The organism is Natronorubrum halalkaliphilum (assembly GCF_009834785.1).
Taxonomy (GTDB): Archaea; Halobacteriota; Halobacteria; order Halobacteriales; family Natrialbaceae; genus Natronorubrum; species Natronorubrum halalkaliphilum.
On record NZ_WUYX01000026.1, the window covers coordinates 26,232 to 43,105 of the forward strand.

The window sequence follows — 16,874 nt, forward strand, 5'->3', positions numbered from 1 at the left end:
TGTTCGGGACGTCGTCGATCGGGGATGACCCCTGGAGTTGCTGGCCGTCACTACACACCCGATCGCACGACGGCTCGTGAGCAGTGTGTGAGTCGTTTCGTACGCCCCGCTGTACGTCGGTAGCGAACGCGAGTAGTCGTGCTGTGGACGCAGTGACAACGGCGTGTATCAGTAGCTACGCGGAGCGTATCAGTGGCTACGGCAGGTCTTCGCCGTGAGGAGATCGAGATACGGGTGCAACACATCGCGATTTACGCGGAGGGTCACCGTTTTCCGCCCTTCGTCGTACGCGATGAGCTTCGCCTCGAGAAGATGCGGGAGGTGAAGATGGTAGAAGCCCGTGAGAATGCGTTCGTACCGGTCTCGCGTGGGTTCCCCTTCACGGACGGCGATGTATTCTGCGACGTCACCGAGCGGAACGGCTGCCGGTTTTTGGGCCAGATACTGAAGCGCGTACTGGCGTCGTTCGTGTGAAAGCGCTTCGAACATCGTCGTCGGCTCGATCTCTCGGCTGCTCGTTCCTACGTCGTCGGGGTCAAATGCGTTGGACTTCATGGGTACTCCGGTACTCAGCTTACACGACACTCCAAGAGACAACTCGTCACAAACCAACTTCAGCGGAGCCTGTCTGCTGAATCTGCAACCACGAATATAGGCGTTCCGGTTACGTCAAATGAGTTACAAACTGACTGTCCGGAAAAGCTGGTTTATTTCCGGGGAACGTCAGTCGATGAGTTCCGGGTCGTAGTCCGGTTCGTCATCGGAATACACTTTCTGAATTTCAACGCGCCAATCGGGAGCGTCAGCTAACGGCGTACTGAGTTCCCAGTCTCCTTCGACTCGTTCACCGCTCGCATAACAGCTCGCGATGAGTTCGTTCAAAGCGTCTTCGAAGGACGGGGGTTGGTCCGGGTTCCGAACAGAATCTGAGGGAGTCATTACCATGATGGAGGATGGAGTCGCCGTGTCGGTCACGAGTCGGGGTATCACTGTGGACTCCACACGTCCACGGCGCAAGGAACGGATATAACGCCGTCGGTCAGCTATCCACAGACCAGCGGATTCTGGGTCACTTTCGGTACTGGTTGGGAACACCCCGATATCGTCGACGGTTGTCGCATCCGGGAGTCAGCGGGTGGCGTCGAGAAACTCGAGTATCGTCGTCGACTCGAGGGTCCCGTCTCGAGGGGGACCGTCGTGGCGTCGGTCTGGAAGACTTCGGTCGGGGGACGGCAGGTCGCTACTCGTAAAGGCGGTTGAGAAGCACGGCGGTCGCCACCACCGCGATCACGGCCGGGATTACGAACGGGACCAACTCGAGGCCGTCTCTCAGGAACAACACCGCCGCCACCATGGCCGCGGCACCCGTCACCAGAATCACCTGGAGGACGAGGATCGCCATGACGATGGAATCCTCGAGTTTCCCCGCCTCGAACCGGAGCGTGAGTTCGTCTTCCCTGGCAGACATACTCATTCACAGCAACTGGACACTCTTTACTGTTGGTATGTCGGTCGCTCGAGGGAGGGTTCTAGCTTCGCGGAGGTACTCGTCACGGTCGGTTGGGTGGGCGACTCGAGGCTGACTAGCTACGATGCAGTCGTTCCTGTGCAGTTTCCTGCCGGCCGTTGTCGAGAATCGGCGACGGCGGTCCGCGTAGCGGTTGCCGACGAAACGGGGAGTGCGGTCCTACGGGGCTGACGGTGATCGTCCCCCTGACGGCTCACCCGCTAATCCTCCTTCCAGAATCCGCGCTGGCGGCCGTCGATTTCACGCAGAATACTCGAGAGTACGTCCCGCCAGTCAGCAGGATACGTCGTGTCTTCGCCCGGTGTCGGAGCGTCCGGCCCGGGATGTACGTGTTCTCTTGCATTGTGATCGGACGGGTGTCGGTCCCATCTGTGATCGAACGATCGTTCTCCGTGCTCTTCGTGATAGTGGGCATCAAAATCGCCATTTTCGAACCACACGAGTTCGAGTCGGACTCTTCGTACTGCTGGCGGGTACAATCCGATATCGTAGTGACAGACGAGTTCGTTCGCCCGTTCGGGGTTCCACTCGATTCGTTCGAACCGTTCGTCACCTCGCAAGCGATTACGGACGAGGCCAAGTCGATCGAAGTCTACGGTCGCTGAACGCCGTGGTTCGTCATTTCCCGGCGGCGACCCGGTCATGCGACGGGTCGGTGATGTCCTGAGAGTGAGTCATCCGTCGACAGCGCTCGCTCGAGGAGTTCGATTCGGCGACGTGTCGTGTGCCACTCGGCGAGCTGTTCCCACACGTCTTCGATCGATTGGTCCGTCTCGCTAGCGTACGAATGCACGCGGACGTGATCGGGATCGGCGACGCCGAACGCCGTTTCGAACTCGTCTGCCCGGCCGGCTTCGGTCGCAAGCATTTCGGCGATCTCGTCCGGTTCGTATCGGTTCCGAATACGCTCTGCGCGCCGCCAGACGAGGTACTCGCGGTTCCGGCGATAGGTTACTGGATTTCGGCCGATTTGCTCGACGATCCCCATCCGTTCGAACCACTCGAGATACTCGCGTGCGGCGTCGGGGCCGTGATCCGCGATATCCGCGACCTCGTCGACGGTTGCCGCTTCCGAGAGCTGGAGGGCGGCATCGAGAAAATCGTCGCGAGTTCGTTCGCCCCGAACGAGCTCATCCGGCGGGGTGAGCGCGTCGAAATCCGGAGGCTGCTCATCGGCGGTCGCTTTCAGCTCTTCTCGTGGCTCTCTCATCGTGTTCGACTAACGAGGTCAGACGGAATAATCCTTTGTCCATTGGGAATAATCCGGTCCGAGTATCACCGTCGACTCGAGGACGGTTTTGACGTTGGCGCGGAACTCGTCACGGTCGGTTGGGTGGGCGACTCGAGAAGGCGTCGAATGACGAACACTGGTCCGTACGACGTTGGCTCCCGAAGAGGCAGGTATTTTGCAGCTGGAAATACAATTCCTGTATCCAGAATGAGTGACGAAACTAGTATCCTTACCAGAACTGCTATGTATACTCCCACCGAACGTGGGAATATGGTGACGGTGGACTCAAAAGGACGAGTCGTCCTCCCGCAGGAGGTCCGAGAGCGTCTCGGAATTACCCCCGGGACGGAAGTAGAAATTCACGAAGAAGGCGGAAAAGCAGTCGTTACACCTGAAGACAACCCCGAGCAGATTATCGAGCAGATGGAACAGCTCGTTACGGACGCGGCGTCAGAACACGGAGAGACAGCCCCGATTGATGGGGCCGTTGACCCAATCGCCCAGCAGCACCGATCTGCGGTTCGACGAGGAGCAGAGAAAAACAGCGATGGATAACGAGAGCGGCCCATATCTGTTCGATGTTGGCGTCATTGCGCTGGCACACACGAAGACGCCGGTTCGTGATGCTGCGCTCTCGTACGTCCAAGATGCCATTGCTGGTGGGATTGATGCTGTCGTCCCATATCCTGCCCTCTTCGGTGCACACACCGTCTTGACAACGTACTACGGGGTATCAAACACAGATGCGTCCCGCCTGATGCAAAATTTCATGGACGCAAAACGCATTCACTGGTACGAGAAGATGCCCGAAGATATCGCTCGAGAGAGTTTTACTCGATCGAGTGACGCAACTGTTAACGGATGGGATGGATACTATGCTCAGGTGGCAATTGACGAAGGAGTGAACACTGTGTTGACGATCGACAACGACTTCGAACAGTTCGACGAGTTCGATACCGAGGTTATTCTCTCATCCGATGAATTTAGTGAACTGAATCAATTTCTCGATGTCTGATTACACTACCGGCTCTGAACAACGAAACTGTATTACTAACTACTGCTATTACAACTCGAAGACGTGTTCGTACTGTGGTGAGCGTGGGTATCGGCAGGGACGGCGGTTCCGCTGTACGACCGAGGAGTGCAATGTGGTGCAAGATCATACGCATGAAAATCACCGTGGTCGGTGGCCCAACGTAACGAAACGCACTCTCGCGAGTTTCGGAGTCGCGGGACGCGAGTCGGCCGGTCCGAGACATCCCACACGGTTTTCCCATCCGCCCACCTCACTCCTCGTATGCCGTTCAGTGTGAGTTGGCAGACGCTCCTCGAGGAACTCGAGGAACTCGACGGAGCGACGCTCGTCACGCCCCTGTCGCACGATCGGTTTCGGATCACCGACGTCCAGGACCACCGCGTCATCGTTCACTTCGAAGACGGGGACGAAAAGCGCCCGCTCCAACGCGACCAGTTCGAGTCGCTGTATCGACGGATTACCGATACGCCGAACGGGTTCGAACTCGACCGGCTCCCGCCCGACGCCGATCCGTATCCGGCGGTGTGGAGCCTGCATCCCCGCTTCGAGATCGACGAGGACGCCGGCGTGATCGTCGAGCAGGACGGCCCGACGTCGACGCAACTGCTCGAGGGCGAGCCCGCCTCGGAGTCCGACAACCGAACGGAGCCCGATCTCGCCGTGTACGCCGACGCGCTCTTGCTCGTTGATGCGCTCGAACGGCACGACGTCGACGTGCTCGAGGAACTGGAGACGGACGTACTGGTGAATCTGTACACGCTGCTCTCGGACGTGCAGCGCAACGCCAACGGGGTCCGCCAGGACGTTGCCGACGTCCTCCTCGCTCGTCTCCACCACGATCGGCTCGTCAACGGCCCGTTCGGCTCCGTCCAGCGGACAACTCGACGCAACCGCACGCTCAAGGACGAGGAAACGGTTCTGGCGGCGCTCGAGGACGCCGGTATCGACCGCGAGCGCGTCATGGGTGTCGACCGCGGGAAAGTCGACGACGCACTCGAGGTGACGGACCTGGCCGAGAGCGATGTCTACGACATCGAGGAGAGCGCGTACGTCCGCAAGGCCGAGGTCGACGAAGAACGCAAGGATAGCCGGCTGCAGGGGTTGAAAGAACAGCTTGCGGCTGTAGACAGCGACGAAGGTGAGGCGCTCCGGCAGGAGATAGAGGACCTGGAAGCCCGTATCGACGAACTGACCGAGTTCAAGTCCGGCCAGGCGTTTCAGTCTCGAGGCGGGGGAAACTCGTGACTCGAGCCGACCGGGACGAGGAGCGCGACGAGCGGATCGAGATGCGGATCATCGTCGACGCCTACACTGCCGAAGAGCAGGCGATGGGATGGTACTCCTACCTGGACGATACGCTGGCGTTCCCGTTCGACGCTCGCTGTATCGACGAACGAGAGGAGTCACCCCTTCGAGAAGGCGAACCGGTGCGTTGGTAATACGGATTCTTTATAACATTCTCTGAAACGTTCAGCCGTTGGTCCGGTGGCTGGTTGCACGACTGATTCTCCACTGTCCGCCGATGCCGAAGGATTTTTCGCCCCCACACCCACAGTCTTATTGCGCTATATTGCGTTCTATTACATATGCCAATCACCATCGATCGGTTCGACGAAGAACCTGTGGACGCACTCGACCTCCAGGAAGGGACACAGCCGTATCGACTGTTGCAATTCCTCGCGACCCACAGCGATCAGGCGTTCACACAGACGGAACTCCACGAAGCGACCGGCATCAAGCGCGGGAGCGTCGGCGCGGCACTCTCCCGCCTTGAGGATCGCGGCCTCGTTCGTCACCGCGGCCGATACTGGGCCATCGCCGAGGACGACCGTCTCGCTTCCTACGCCGCACAGACGAACGCCAGTTCCGTTTCGACGACGGACGACTACTACGGCGACGAGGAGTGACGGACGTCTACGAGCGCGGCGCGGTCGTAAAAGGCCCCGATCTTCTCGCAGACCACGACTACCGGCCGTATGTCTGCCTGAGTGATCGCACACACCCGTTCCACGACGAGGAAGCGCTCTACGCGGCGGCCACGACGACGCGACGGGCGGTTGCTATCCCGCTCACTGACGACGACTTCGTCTCGGGCGGTCTACCGAGGGAAAGCTACGTGAATCCGTGGACAGTCGTCACGATTCGGCACGCCGACATGGAGTGCGAAGAGGGGCATCTCGTCGAGGCGACGACAGAAACGATCGCTACCGAAGCTGCTGGATATCTCGGTGTCCGCTAAGAGCGCTGTTTCCCACGGCTCAGAGACCCTCCGAACCTCCGGCAACGTCGGCTCCGATCTGGCCGACGAGATGCTGGCAAGTCAACTGCCCCGCGCACGGTGGCGCGGGGCTTGTCAGTGGACTCACCGCGTCGTACCGAGGACTTCTCGGCGTTCACGGGTCGGCATCCCTGACTTCGAGGGCCGGTTGACGGCGGCCCGTGATTGGCGACAACTGTTGGCCGCCAACCACTACCATACTGTGGGGATGCCATCCACTAAAACGTATTCATAGTGAATCAAGTGTCGGCTTCCTCCCCGCCCACCGTGGGGCGGGGAATCCGCCTTGGTTTTCTTTTGAACTCGAGAACGGACGAGGACACCAGTTCGGTACATTGACTTTCAGTGGCTACTACCCTCGCTCGGTACGTCAGCCGACAGATTTGAGAGCCAAGCTACGCTCGTATTCAGTGAGCCATGACTGACGGTGACTGCTCCCGCTGCGGGGATACGTACACCAAACGCGGAATGTCGCGCCATCTCCGGGCGTGTCTTCCGGACTCGAGTGAGCGCACATCGGCGTTTCACCTTCGGATTACCGGCGCACAGCGCTCCGACTACTGGCTTCATCTGCTGGTCGAGGCGGAGACGACGCTCTCGCGTCTCGATGCGTTCCTTCGCGAGTTCTGGCTCGAGTGCTGTGGCCACATGAGCGCGTTCACGACCGAGACGGCCCGCTACGAGAAGCCCTACGACGACCAGGCGCCGGCATACGGACCCGACAGGCAATCGATGGACGTTCCCATCAGGGCCGTCGACGACGAGGCGTTTACCTACGAGTACGACTTCGGGTCGACGACGACACTCGACGTAGCGGTCGTCGACACCGGCGACTGGTCGCTCGCAGACCTCGAGAGCCGACGTGCCGACGCCCTCGAGACGGACACGGACGGCATCGGTCTGCTGGCACGGAACGACCCGCCCGAGATCGACTGTGGAACCTGCGGCGAGTCGGCAACCAAGGTCTGCCAGACCTGTCTGTGGCAATACGGACCAGACGCCTGGCTCTGTGAGCCGTGTGCGACCGATCACGAAGCCGACTGTGAGCGGCCGAATTATCTTCCGAAAGTGAACTCGCCTCGAACTGGTGTCTGTGGGTATCGAGGCTGACACCGTGAACGTCCACTATAATCCACAGCTGGCGTTAGTCTCCCCAAACAGGTAGGAAATCGAATCTACAGGCGGAGCAGGCCGAGTGCCTCGGGGGCGAGACGTGGAGTCGTCCGAGAGACTTCGTCCCTCGCGGAGCGTTGCTCCCCTCAGTCCCGAAAATCTTCGGTCTCGAACCACTTTACTCGAGGCAGTTCACATCTCCATTCAGTAGATATAGGGCAGGCAAAACTCACGCTGATTCAATATTCTGAAACAGAGTGCAAAATACTACTATAGATCGATATCCAATTTCGGGTATGAGTGATTCAGGAAGCGACGATCACGCGGCGAAATTGAACCGGATTCGGGAGGTTTCGATGACGGTTAGAGAGCCACGTAACGCGGGGGAGATCGCGGACGCTGCGGGTGTGGCTCGAAATACAGCCGAAAAGTATCTCACACAGTTGGTTGAAGCAGATAAACTTACTACTACCCAGCGAGGGCGCGAAACCTGCTACTACCCTGATCCCGTCACCCAGTATTTCGATCAAATTCGCGACCTCGTGGAGGACCATCAAAAAGACGAACTCACTGTCGAACTCGGTGCCATCCGCGATGACATCGACGATTGGAAGGAAGCCTATGGCGTCTCGTCAGCCGACGAGCTTCGAGCGACGGTCGGTGACGATCTCTCTGCTGATGAACGCCAGCAACGCCGTCAGGATGCTGAGGACTGGGAGTACTTCGAGCATCAAACGACGCTTATCAAGCAGGCGATACAGCTGTACGATACAATCGAGTCAACACGTGAAAGTTGGCGTGCGTCAGCCCACTGATTAATCATATCAATGGGGGAACCACCGATAGCGGGTGATACACACTTGCATCGCTACGAGGTCCACAAACGAGTAGCGGATCGATTGCGTCGAACCTCTGGAGTGACGTCACTTCCCAACCACCCGTGGATTGTATATATTTTCTCACGATGCCAAAGATTTACGATGATGGGCTGAGTAGGTGGTAGTGATGTCGTCTGATTCACCCGACGTATGGTCCGATGATATGGAAAGCGAGGACCGTGTCCGGGCTGTCGCCGAGATGCTCACACAACCCCGTAGCGCCTCGTGGGTTGCCGACCAAGCCCACGTCAACTACAAGACGGCACGCAAGTACCTCACTAAACTCGCTGACGATAAGCGGCTGGTCACGACCGACCGCGGCCAAAAGACGCTCTACTACCCCAACCCGCGAGAACAGTTCTTCAGTGAAATTGGCGATCTCGTTGATGAACACACAAAGGATGACCTCACGGCTGAATTGAACGCGATTAGCTCTCGGATCGAGGAGTGGCAGGATGAATATAATGTCGAAGATGCCGACGAACTCCGAACGACGCTCGACGAGTCACTACATGTTGAGGAACGCCGGGAACGCGAACGGGTGATTGACACGTGGGAGTACAACCAGGAGATGCAGACACTCATCCGTCACGCGATTCGACTGTATGATGACCTCCATCAGTTCACGGCTACTCACTCACCTGCGACATCTGAGGCCACGACGAACGGATAGCGATGCCAGGCGACAAACCAGAGCTCGCCTTCGATGGTGGGAGTCCACGGACACGGAAGCAAATTCTCTACCAACTCAATAATCGGTTGAAAATGGAGCCGGGAGTGGAGTATACACGGTTTGATCCCAGCCGCATCACGCCCGACACGGTTATTGCGTCGATTAACCCGACGGAGTTCCTTGGGGAGGCGTATCCCTCACCAATCGCCACGCTTGAAGTGTGGTGGTCGCCACGAGAGGTCGGAAAGGATCACTTCACGATTCAGTGGTACGAGGAACCGGATAGGGAGGCTGCTATTGACGCTGCGGATGTGAACGACCCGACACTCCCCGAAGAGTACACGCTCAGTTGCGGCTGGCATCAGGATGAGCATTTCAACGAACTCGGTGAGGCACATTTTCAGGAGGAATATCCGGATGAGTGCCCGGAGCGCTATGGCGTGACGTTCGATGATGTGACGCCACGGTGGATTCTGAGTGAATGCCTCCGAAATCTTCCGAACCGACTTACCGTATTTCGTGATTCCCTTGACGCATCTCCGTAATTCAACTGAATGTAGCACCGTATAGACGCAGTCTTAATTAGATACTGTGGGGAAAATTTAACTAAATGTACACCCATTAGCCAGTAGTTGCAAATGGCTCTCCAAGAGTTATCCGATGATGCCCCTGGACGGCTTGTCCCATACGATCGGCGTCCATATTATCGTCCAGATCCGCTCCCGCCGGATACCGAACTCCAATTCGAGGGGGAGTTCTACGAAACGCTTTCAGCGGCGACGTTTTGGCTCGGAAAACTCAGTGGCTTTACCCTGACAACTGAGTTCGCTCCTGTCTTGTACACATCGCTGCTTCGAAAGGAAGCGATGGAGTCGGCTGCAATCGAGGGGGCAGATATCGATTACAACGCCCTCTATAGCTTCGAGACTAGATCACCGGTCAGTCCGGAATCCGACGGCGATCCAGCTTTCGCTGTCGGCGAAACGAAAGACGTCCAAGAGGTCCTCAATTACGAACGAGCACTCGAGAACGGCATTGATGCGCTCGATCGTGGGGACGAGATTTCGATCGATCTCCTGCATACCCTCCACGAGACGCTCCTCACCGACGTTCCAGACGATCGGCGTGAAACGGACACCATCGGAGGATTCAAAACGGTCCCGAACCACCTCGGTGAGTTTGTTCCTCCCGTTCCGAGCGCCGTCGACGGGCTGATGGATGCACTGCTGACGTACATTCGAACCGGCGGAAGCTACCACCCACTCATCGATATCGCGCTCACGCACTACCAGTTTGAGACGATCCATCCATACGGAGACGGCAACGGTCGACTCGGACGACTGCTCATAGCCCTCCAACTGTCCAATCAAGGGTATCTCGAGCAGCCGACGCTCTATCTAAGCGAGTACTTCAATCGCTACAAGGAGACGTACGTCGATCGCATGACCGCCGTCCGAACGTACGGCGAGTGGGAAGCCTGGATCGAGTTCTTCATCACGGGTATTCGCCACCAAGCGGAAGAATCGCTGTTGCGCTCACAGGAGTTGCACACGTTACAGCAGGAATACGAAGCCGAATACGGTGACAACGCGGCTGCGTATGCACAGCTTGCGTGTACACTGTTCGAACAGCCGTATCTCACTGCGACTGTCGTGCAAGAATTGCTCGACGTGACCGGACCGACTGCCTATCGTGCGCTCGATCGCCTCGAGGCGGAGGGTGTTCTCGAGGAAACAACCGGAAACGAGCGGAATCGAGAGTTTCGTGCACGAGAGATTTTCGACATTCTCGAGCGACCGCCGCGAACATACTGAACTTCTACAGGCAGATCAGAGGGTGTCATAGAACGGTCACAGATCTTCTCCGCGAGTCCCCGACGAATATTGACATCCTCCCGCGCCTGAAGACGCGGGAATCCCACGGTACCGCACCGCTGAGTTGGGATATTAGGGTTTACAGTCTACCACTTGTTCCTGCGGTTGGAATCCGCTGGACAAGTCGTGAAGGTAGACTCCGGGCTGTGCCAACCAGCCGGTACTCCTATCCTCGCCCAAACTGGCCGAAGACTCGGAGTTACTTTGGTTTAGGTCGAGACGGATGTTCTCCGCCCCGTTCACATCAGCGTTGAACGCCGCATCACACGACTCACAGACGTACAATCCACGTTCAACTCGCTGACTATCGCCTTCTCTCCCGCACACGCAACACGTCTTGCTCGTGTTACGCTCTGAAACTTCTATGACTTCGATTCCCTCGACTTTCGCCTTGTAGGAGAGGATGTTCGTGAAGCGGTCGAACGCCCACCCGTGCAGGTCAAGATTGCCGTGCTTGCCCCAGTTTTTCGACTCACCATCTTCGTCTTTACGGACTCCCTCCAAGTCTCCGACGTTGATGCGGCCAACATCTTTCTCGACACACCGCTGGACGATGTGTTTGGCGAGACTGTGGAAGAAGTGTGTTCGTCTTTCCGACCACTTGTGATGAAGCCGCGTGGCTTTGTCGCCACCAGAGTCGTCGCACTTGGCGATCTCTTTCGGGAAGTAGTACCCGTCTTGTTTCAGGCGGTTGCCGGGGTAGAGGTCGGCTTCTTCGGTACTGTAGGCGACGGCGGCGAAGTTACTAATGCCGAGGTCAATACCCACTGTTTCGTTGCCGGGTGCGTTGGGTGTCTCGATTTCGTCTTTGCAGACGAGGTGCAGTTCCCATCGCGTCTTCGCCATGTCGTAGACGGCTCTGACTTGTTGCAGGTTCTCGACTTCTACGCCGGGACGAGTTTCGTACTCGACAAGGATGTACTCCCATGCTTTCGGGTGTTCCTTGTGATTTCCACCCTTTGAGAGTCGAACACGGTTGTTTTTCGTGTCGTGTTTGATGCCGTTCTGCTTCCACGTCACCGTCGAACGCGGGTGTTCTTCGTGAACACGGCGGCCTTCATCATCGTAGTAGTTTTTCTTGCGGTAGCCGGGCGGATTCGCTCGATCATCGGACTTTCTCTTACCGTACCACGAGTTGAAGGCTTCAGCGAGTTCCTCCAGAACGCGCTGACTGGACTGGCTATGCAGTCCCTTGTATTTGGTGTGACCTTTCAACTCGTCTTTGAGGTCTCCGTGGCCAGGAATCTCGCCCGTGTCCTCCCACACCTTGCGGGAGTGGTAGTTGGCGACGTTCCAGAGCTTGCTGGCCGACCACCCATGCTGGTCGAGCATCTCAGCCACTTGGGAGTGATTGAGGATTTTCGCTCGATGGGTGCGGTGGACTTCTAACATTCTGGACGTCTGTATAAGTGCTTATATCCGCTTGTTTTGTAAAACTTCGGTTTGAGAGCGGTGGAATATCCGGCCCTGCCATCGACAGTGGACTGTAGGGGAGTTGTCGGATTCATCCTGACCCTAAAGGGCCAGGTATTTCCTTGATTCTGTATAAGCTAGGTAGTTTCCTGGTACTAGGCAAACGACTGGGGAAAATCCACTAGTACTATTCACCATTTGCTCTCGCATTAATTCCGAATCTGACCAAGACGCTGTTCGGCGAGAAGATTTGTGTCTCGCTGAAATGGACTGAATTCTAACCAACCCACTCGACAATCCCCTGTCGCCCAATCACTCAATTCCAGTCTCGAGAAAAATCATATGGGTGAAAATAAATCAGTAACTAAAATACAATTCCGCTAACTATTTTCGTTGGAGTGTTTTCTATGGATATGGGAAAGGGGTATGTGGTTCAGTCCGGAAGAACAGCTGAACTGCTGGACAGATGTTGCTGAGAGGATGTGAGTCCGCGCGGCACATTCTCTCTGTATTGGGAGGATTGGTTGTCGGTCAGCAAGCCCAGGGTTCGAATCCCTGCATACCCACTCTAGATAGCTTTGTCCCAGATTCACTTATCAAGGGTGATTGTTCAAACCAATACACATAAGAGGATTGTGACCGCGAATTGATGGTATGGATTCTCCCTCTGCCGTCGTCCTCGCTGGGGGTGAAGGATCGCGTCTTCGGCCGTTGACCCGTCACCGGCCCAAACCGCTCCTCCCAGCGGCGACGACACCGATCCTCGAGCACGTGTTCGACCAACTGCTCGAGGCCGGCGTGACCGAGATTACGGTCGTCGTCGGCTACGGACGCAACCGCGTCCAGGCCTACTTCGGGCCGACCTACCGGAACGTGCCGCTGACCTACGTGACCCAGGAACAACAGCTCGGGAGCGGGCACGCGCTGCTGGCCGCCGAGTCCGAAATCGAGGGGACGGCCCTCGTGGTCAACGGCGATCAGATCGTCGAGCACGGGATTATCAGCGACGTCCTCGAGGCCCACGACAGGTCGTCGGCGGCGACGGTCGGCCTGCTCAACCGGACCGACGTCGCGTCCTACGGCGGCGTTCTCGTTGAGGACGGTTCGGTCACCGAGATCGTGGAGAACCCGGAGGACGAGCGAACGTACCGGTTTAACGCCGGGGTGTACGCGTTCGAACGGGAGATTTTCGACGCGATTCGCGACGCCGAGCCGCGGGCCGGCGAACAGTCGCTGACCGACGGCATCACCGAGTTGCTCGAGTCGGACGCGTCCGTCCGGGGCGTCGTCTCGGAAGGCCTCTGGGTCGACTCGACGTACCCGTGGGATCTCCTGGACGTCTCGTTCGATCTGTTCGAGGCGGGGATCGTCGACGGGACGCAGGCGGCGAACGTCGCGAGCTCGGCGACGATCCACGAGAGGGCAGTGGTGCGCGAGCCGGTCGTGATCGCGCCCGACTGCGAGATCGGCGCGGGAGCCGTCGTCGGTCCCTACGCCTGTCTGGGCGAGAACGTGACCGTCGGCTCGAACGCCGTGGTGGAGCGAAGCGTCGTCGACGCCGATACGCGCGTCGGGGCGTCGGCGACGGTGATGGACTGCGTGACCGGCGTCGGCGTCGAGATCGGGAACGGAACCTCGATCCCCGGCGGCCCCGGCGACGTCCGCGTCGGCGACCGCGTCTTCGAGGACGAGGACCTCGGGGCGCTGCTTGCCGACCGCGTCATCGATCGGGGCGGAAATACGTACGTTCCCGGCGCGATCGTGGGGCCGGAAGCGGACATCGAAGCGGGCGCGACGGTTCGCGGAACGATTTCGGAAGGCACGGAGGTGCGATCGTAATGTGTGGCATTATCGGATACACCGGAACCGGCGGCGGCGTACTGGACGTTCTGATGACCGGGCTCTCGGGCCTGGAGTATCGCGGCTACGATTCGGCCGGGGTGGCCGTCGCGAACGCGTCGCTCTCGGTGCACAAGCGACAGGGTGAGGTGTCGGCGCTCGAGGATGCGCTTCCCGACGGGGATCTGGACGGGCTGGCCGGGATCGGCCACACGCGGTGGTCGACTCACGGGCCGCCGTCGGACGCGAACGCACACCCGCACACGGACTGTGAGGATCAGGTGGCGGTGGTCCACAACGGGATCATCGAGAACTACCAGGAGCTTCGCGGTGATCTGGAGGCCAGCGGGCACGACTTTGCGAGCGAGACCGACACCGAGGTTATCCCGCACCTGATCGAGTCGGCGCTTTCGGAAGGGGCCGACCGCGAGGAAGCGTTCCGGGAAGCGGTTCATCAACTCGAGGGAAGCTACGCCGTTGCGGCCGTGTTTGATGGCAACGAAACCGTGTACGCCGCGCGCAACGAATCGCCGCTAGTACTAGGACTCGGCGAGGACGGTCATTACCTGGCGAGCGACGTGCCCGCGTTCATCGAGTTCACGGACCAGGTGGTCTACCTCGAGGACGGCCAGTTCGCGCGGGTCAATCCGTCGGGGATCGTCGTGACCGACGCACAAGGGGCCGTCGTGGAGACGGCCGTTGAGACGATTGAATGGGATCCCGAAGACGCCGGAAAGTCCGGCTACGACCACTACATGCTCAAGGAGATCCACGAACAGCCCACCGCGATCCGGAAGTGTCTCCGGGAGCGCGTGAACGAACTCGAGGGCTCGGTCGGCGTGGAGGAGTTGTCGGAGTTGGAGTGTGACGGGCCCGTGCAGTTCGTCGCCTGCGGCACGTCGTATCACGCTGCGTTGTACGGCGCGCGGTTACTTCGGGAGCGCGGGATCCGCGCGCAGTGTTTCCTGGCCAGCGAGTACGACGTCGGGATGGTTCCCGTGTCGTCGGATACGTTGGTCGTCGGGGTTACGCAAAGTGGCGAAACGGCCGATACGATGAGCGCGCTTCGGGCCGCGAATCGGTCTGGCGCGACGACGCTTGCACTTACTAATGTTGTGGGGAGTTCCGCGGCTCGGGAATGCGATCACGTGATGTACATCCGGGCCGGCCCGGAGATAGGCGTCGCCGCGACGAAGACGTTTGCCAGTCAGCAGGTCGCGCTGGCGATGTTGTCTAGTGTCTTGTCTGAGGAGAGTTCCATGGAATTTGTTGAAAGGTTGCGCGATCTGCCCGATCAAATCCAGCAGGTTTTGGATGGGTCACAGGCTCGGGGGGTCGCCGAAGCCTACGAGGACAGCGACGCCTACTTCTTTATTGGGCGTGGGTATAACGCGCCGGTGGCGCTCGAGGGCGCGCTGAAGATGAAGGAGATCACGTACAAGCACGCCGAGGGCTTTGCGGCGGGCGAGTTAAAACACGGGCCGTTGGCGTTGGTGACCGAGAAGACGCCAGTCTTTGCGATGTTGACCGGCTCGGATATCTCGAAGACACTCGGGAATGTGAAAGAGGTGGAGGCGCGGAGTGCGCCTGTTGTGGCGGTTACTGATTCGCCTGATACGGTCAGTCGGTATGTTGATCATGTGCTGGAAGTGCCATCGGCAGGTTCGCGGTTTACACCGATTCTCGCCAATATTCAGTTGCAGCTCGTGTCGTATTGGGTCGCCAATCGGATGGGACGGTCGATCGATAAACCGCGGAATTTGGCAAAGAGTGTGACGGTAGAATGATCCCCATTCATGACTCGAATATGATTGTGCGCAATTTTGAGTTACCACAAGCTACATGGTTTCAGTGACTGGTGTAAATGACATGAAGGCAGTTGTACTCGCAGCCGGCAAGGGAACGCGGCTTCGACCGTTGACCGACGACAAACCAAAAGGAATGGTCGAAGTAGATGGGAAACCGATCCTGACGCACTGTTTTGATCAACTTGTAGATCTCGGTGCTGACGAGTTCGTCGTTGTCGTTGGCTATCTCAAAGAGAAAATCATCGACCACTACGGTGACGAGTACAAGGGCGTTCCGATCACGTATACTCACCAGCGCGAGCAGAAAGGCCTCGCCCACGCGCTATTGAGCGTCCGCGAGCACATTGACGACGACTTCATGATGATTCTCGGAGACAATATCTTCAACGCAAATCTGCAGGACGTTGTACGTCGACAGCAGGAGGACCGTGCTGATGCGGCGTTCCTGGTTGAGGAAGTTCCATGGGACGAAGCCTCTCGATACGGGGTCTGTGATACAAATAACTACGGGGAAATCACGGATGTCGTCGAGAAACCCGAGGACCCACCGTCGAACCTGGTGATGACCGGGTTCTACACGTTCACGCCGGCTATCTTCCCGGCATGCGAGTTAGTGCAGCCCTCGAGTCGAGGCGAGTATGAGATCAGTGAAGCGATCGATCTGCTGATTCAGTCCGGACGAACGATCGACGCTATTGGACTGGATGGATGGCGGATTGATGTCGGGTATCCCGAAGATCGAGACGAAGCTGAAGAGCGATTGCAGGCGGCAAAAGAGGAAGATCCCGAGGTCACGGCTTCTTCGTAATCTATTGAATACGCTATCTATCCCGTCTTACTGATCATGGAGTAGTTGTTTTTCCTCGATTAATTCGTCGGTTCCGTTATTTTTGGGATATTCGATCAGCGTCGGATGTGCGCCGATCTTGGCCAGTCGGGACAGCTGATCGGCAAAAGCCTCCCATTCGCCCGCGCAGCTATCGTGGAGATCCCACTGCTGTGTACCAACCGATGAGCGTGGTGGTGGTCCAATCGTCGTCGTGTCTTCCTCGCGGCTGATCGACTCGGAACACCACGGACACGAGTTTCGTTGCTGCTTCGTCTGGCTCATATTCGCTGTTACCGCTATAGTAGCATTTGTTAAACACACCCTACCAGATAGGTTGGTAGGATCATTCTATATTGCTATTAGCACCTTCACTA

19 protein-coding genes, 1 tRNA gene and 1 pseudogene are annotated in these 16,874 nt (G+C 58.0%); 15 read left to right on the forward strand and 6 right to left on the reverse strand.

Going from position 1 to position 16,874, the window contains the following annotated elements:
• Positions 1-189: 189 nt before the first annotated feature.
• The 4 genes from GS429_RS07105 to GS429_RS07115 form a co-directional block, all read right to left on the reverse strand.
• Positions 190-555 carry a DUF7344 domain-containing protein gene (locus GS429_RS07105; RefSeq protein ID WP_160064071.1) on the reverse strand — a complete coding sequence of 122 codons (366 nt, stop codon included), beginning with the start codon at positions 553-555 and terminating at the stop codon, positions 190-192.
• Between the two features lie 685 nt (positions 556-1,240).
• Positions 1,241-1,468, reverse strand: a complete 228-nt coding sequence (locus tag GS429_RS07110; RefSeq protein ID WP_160064073.1) for a hypothetical protein — start codon at positions 1,466-1,468, stop codon at positions 1,241-1,243.
• Positions 1,469-1,728: 260 nt separating this feature from the next.
• Complete coding sequence (locus GS429_RS22755; protein ID WP_483870091.1) at positions 1,729-2,007, reverse strand: toxin-antitoxin system TumE family protein; 279 nt, start codon at positions 2,005-2,007, stop codon at positions 1,729-1,731.
• 161 nt (positions 2,008-2,168) lie between these two features.
• Complete coding sequence (locus GS429_RS07115) at positions 2,169-2,738, reverse strand: DUF7342 family protein (protein WP_160064075.1); 570 nt, start codon at positions 2,736-2,738, stop codon at positions 2,169-2,171.
• 291 nt (positions 2,739-3,029) lie between these two features.
• Here GS429_RS07115 and GS429_RS07120 point away from each other — a divergent pair, with 291 nt between their 5' ends.
• From GS429_RS07120 to GS429_RS07175, 11 genes and pseudogenes are all read left to right on the forward strand, one after another.
• Entirely contained in the window at positions 3,030-3,314 is a 285-nt protein-coding gene (locus tag GS429_RS07120; protein ID WP_160064267.1) for an AbrB/MazE/SpoVT family DNA-binding domain-containing protein, read from the forward strand.
• Positions 3,307-3,774 carry a hypothetical protein gene (locus GS429_RS07125; protein WP_160064077.1) on the forward strand — a complete coding sequence of 156 codons (468 nt, stop codon included), beginning with the start codon at positions 3,307-3,309 and terminating at the stop codon, positions 3,772-3,774. Before GS429_RS07120 ends, GS429_RS07125 begins: the two co-directional genes overlap by 8 nt.
• A 282-nt stretch (positions 3,775-4,056) precedes the next feature.
• Positions 4,057-5,040: a DUF7983 family protein gene (locus GS429_RS07135; RefSeq protein WP_160064079.1), complete on the forward strand. Its 984-nt coding sequence runs from the start codon at positions 4,057-4,059 to the stop codon at positions 5,038-5,040.
• Positions 5,037-5,228, forward strand: a pseudogene (locus GS429_RS07140) (calcium-binding protein); the annotation flags it as partial. The gene GS429_RS07135 and the pseudogene GS429_RS07140, both read left to right, overlap by 4 nt.
• A 153-nt stretch (positions 5,229-5,381) precedes the next feature.
• Complete coding sequence (locus tag GS429_RS07145; RefSeq protein WP_160064081.1) at positions 5,382-5,702, forward strand: MarR family transcriptional regulator; 321 nt, start codon at positions 5,382-5,384, stop codon at positions 5,700-5,702.
• Positions 5,699-6,034, forward strand: a complete 336-nt coding sequence (locus GS429_RS07150; protein ID WP_235920760.1) for a hypothetical protein — start codon at positions 5,699-5,701, stop codon at positions 6,032-6,034. The genes GS429_RS07145 and GS429_RS07150 overlap by 4 nt, the downstream gene beginning before the upstream one ends.
• A gap of 456 nt (positions 6,035-6,490) precedes the next feature.
• Positions 6,491-7,183, forward strand: a complete 693-nt coding sequence (locus GS429_RS07155; protein ID WP_201293976.1) for a plasmid pRiA4b ORF-3 family protein — start codon at positions 6,491-6,493, stop codon at positions 7,181-7,183.
• A gap of 299 nt (positions 7,184-7,482) precedes the next feature.
• The gene (locus GS429_RS07160; protein ID WP_160064273.1) at positions 7,483-8,001 is read left to right on the forward strand and encodes an ArsR/SmtB family transcription factor; all 519 of its coding nucleotides are present in this window, start codon (positions 7,483-7,485) and stop codon (positions 7,999-8,001) included.
• Between the two features lie 190 nt (positions 8,002-8,191).
• Positions 8,192-8,737 carry a DUF7342 family protein gene (locus GS429_RS07165; protein ID WP_160064083.1) on the forward strand — a complete coding sequence of 182 codons (546 nt, stop codon included), beginning with the start codon at positions 8,192-8,194 and terminating at the stop codon, positions 8,735-8,737.
• Positions 8,738-8,739: 2 nt separating this feature from the next.
• Positions 8,740-9,282: a hypothetical protein gene (locus GS429_RS07170; protein ID WP_160064085.1), complete on the forward strand. Its 543-nt coding sequence runs from the start codon at positions 8,740-8,742 to the stop codon at positions 9,280-9,282.
• A 93-nt stretch (positions 9,283-9,375) separates the two neighbouring features.
• On the forward strand, positions 9,376-10,551 hold the full coding sequence (locus tag GS429_RS07175) for a Fic family protein (RefSeq protein WP_160064087.1): 1,176 nt from the start codon (positions 9,376-9,378) through the stop codon (positions 10,549-10,551).
• A 132-nt stretch (positions 10,552-10,683) separates the two neighbouring features.
• Here GS429_RS07175 and GS429_RS07180 read toward each other — a convergent pair whose 3' ends face one another.
• Entirely contained in the window at positions 10,684-12,003 is a 1,320-nt protein-coding gene (locus GS429_RS07180) for an RNA-guided endonuclease InsQ/TnpB family protein (protein WP_160064089.1), read from the reverse strand.
• A gap of 443 nt (positions 12,004-12,446) precedes the next feature.
• Here GS429_RS07180 and GS429_RS07185 point away from each other — a divergent pair.
• The 4 genes from GS429_RS07185 to aglF all read left to right on the forward strand — a co-directional run bounded on the left by GS429_RS07185 (position 12,447) and on the right by aglF (position 16,479).
• A tRNA-OTHER gene (locus GS429_RS07185) sits at positions 12,447-12,590 on the forward strand.
• Between the two features lie 88 nt (positions 12,591-12,678).
• Complete coding sequence (locus tag GS429_RS07190; RefSeq protein ID WP_160064091.1) at positions 12,679-13,863, forward strand: sugar phosphate nucleotidyltransferase; 1,185 nt, start codon at positions 12,679-12,681, stop codon at positions 13,861-13,863.
• On the forward strand, positions 13,863-15,650 hold the full coding sequence (gene glmS, locus GS429_RS07195; protein ID WP_160064093.1) for a glutamine--fructose-6-phosphate transaminase (isomerizing): 1,788 nt from the start codon (positions 13,863-13,865) through the stop codon (positions 15,648-15,650). Before GS429_RS07190 ends, glmS begins: the two co-directional genes overlap by 1 nt.
• Before the next feature lie 82 nt (positions 15,651-15,732).
• Positions 15,733-16,479, forward strand: a complete 747-nt coding sequence (aglF, locus tag GS429_RS07200) for a UTP--glucose-1-phosphate uridylyltransferase AglF (protein WP_160064095.1) — start codon at positions 15,733-15,735, stop codon at positions 16,477-16,479.
• 27 nt (positions 16,480-16,506) lie between these two features.
• Here aglF and GS429_RS07205 read toward each other — a convergent pair whose 3' ends face one another.
• Positions 16,507-16,782: a hypothetical protein gene (locus tag GS429_RS07205; protein ID WP_160064097.1), complete on the reverse strand. Its 276-nt coding sequence runs from the start codon at positions 16,780-16,782 to the stop codon at positions 16,507-16,509.
• Positions 16,783-16,874 lie beyond the last annotated feature (92 nt).